This is a genomic window from Streptomyces sp. NPDC054783, from assembly GCF_053611725.1.
The window spans coordinates 1-1,426 of the sequence record NZ_JBSHAY010000104.1; the positions used below are offsets into that span (position 1 = coordinate 1).

The 1,426-nt window shown below is 68.4% G+C and carries 3 protein-coding genes; 2 read left to right on the forward strand and 1 reads right to left on the reverse strand.

Annotated elements, in window-relative coordinates:
• Window positions 1–176: 176 nt before the first annotated feature.
• Window positions 177–476 (forward strand): hypothetical protein, encoded by a 300-nt coding sequence (locus tag ACWGJ5_RS46545; RefSeq protein WP_453315640.1) that lies wholly within the window; start codon window positions 177–179, stop codon window positions 474–476.
• 60 nt (window positions 477–536) lie between these two features.
• Here ACWGJ5_RS46545 and ACWGJ5_RS46550 read toward each other — a convergent pair whose 3' ends face one another.
• The gene (locus ACWGJ5_RS46550) at window positions 537–896 is read right to left on the reverse strand and encodes a helicase associated domain-containing protein (protein WP_453315641.1); all 360 of its coding nucleotides are present in this window, start codon (window positions 894–896) and stop codon (window positions 537–539) included.
• 297 nt (window positions 897–1,193) lie between these two features.
• Here ACWGJ5_RS46550 and ACWGJ5_RS46555 point away from each other — a divergent pair.
• Window positions 1,194–1,426 (forward strand): GntR family transcriptional regulator (locus ACWGJ5_RS46555; protein ID WP_453315642.1); only part of this gene is annotated, 233 nt, incomplete at its 3' end.

A 1,426-nucleotide genomic window follows, 5' to 3' on the forward strand; every position in this document is an offset into this window, starting at 1 on the left:
ACCGCGGCCAACTCCCCACCCAGCACACCCGGTCAACGACACACCCGATCAAACAGACACGCCACCGGCGAATGAACCTGACCAAGCACTACTAGAGACCACCACAGGGCTGATCACTGACAGGAGTCCGAGCTTTCAGGCACATCCCGGCAGACCGGCCTATACACGGTCTGATTGTGACCATGGAGCCCTTCCACACCGCCAACGCACCCTTCCAGAGGGACATACTGCCGAACACGGACATACCTGTCACGGTCTGCAGCGCCACAGAACTAGAGCACCTCGTCACGCTGCTGGACGCCTCGGCAAGCCAGCTTCTCCTCGAACGACACGGAGACCCCCTGACGTCGACTTACTCCCTCAACGCTGCTTTCGTTGGCAGGAGCGTCGACCGCAACGCGATATTGGACGCAGGCTGGGACAGCTACCCGTGGAAGCGGCACGCCGATCTTGAGAGCCAGGCAACGGACAGGTGAGTGCACGCCCGCCTGCATCGCGGTCTATGCACTCACGTGGCTCTTGCCCGGCATGCTGAACTACGCCCAACGCATCCCGATCGCGGACAGTTGCTCGATCCCCTCCGGTGACAGCGATGCGGCTCTGCTCCGCTGGTTCCCGATCCACGCCCCGAGCCGCAGCTGTCGCTGCTCCTGGTCCTCGCCGACGATCGTCTCGATGTGCTTGCGCGGCACGCGCAGGTGCCCTTCGCGTTCCCTGCACCGCAACACCCCCGCCTTCACCGCCGCCCACCGCACCGCGCTGCACGGCCGCCCGTCGCCCGACGGCTGGCTGCGCGGGGGCGGGCCCGACGGGCGGCTGCTCGCCGCCCTGGAACGGACCGACTGCTCGCCGCGCTGCGCGATGACGCGTCCGGCGCCGCCGAGCAGGTCGCCCACGGCCTCCTGGACAACCCCACGCTCCTGGCCGCCGTCGGCGGCGCCACGGTGGTTTCCGACGGGGCTACCGTGGCACCGGCCTGGTCATCCGGCATCGCTGTGGGGCGACCAGGGGTCTCCACTCTCAGCCTGGCAAGAACAACACAAACGATCACGCCGACCGGTCCGCGCCTGCGGCGAACACGCTCGCGGAACGACACGGCGCGCGGTCGTCACCGCGACGAGGCTGCGGTGGCGCGCAGCGCGGCCCAATGGGAGGACTGGCCAGTCGATGGTTTGGGAGTACGGTTCATTTACATGGCAGATTCTCGGACCAATTCCGCGGCGGGTCCGCCCCCGGCGTTCGGTGCCGACCTGCATCTGGAGCTGCGCGGAGCCGGGCTGCGCGCAGGGCTCACGGACGCCTTGAGGGAGGCCGTGCGCACGGGGCGTCTTGCGCCCGGCAGTCGGCTGCCGGCCTCCCGCTCACTCTGCGCGGATCTCGGCGTCTCGCGTCACACCGTGGTCGAGGCCTACGCCGAGCTGGTCGC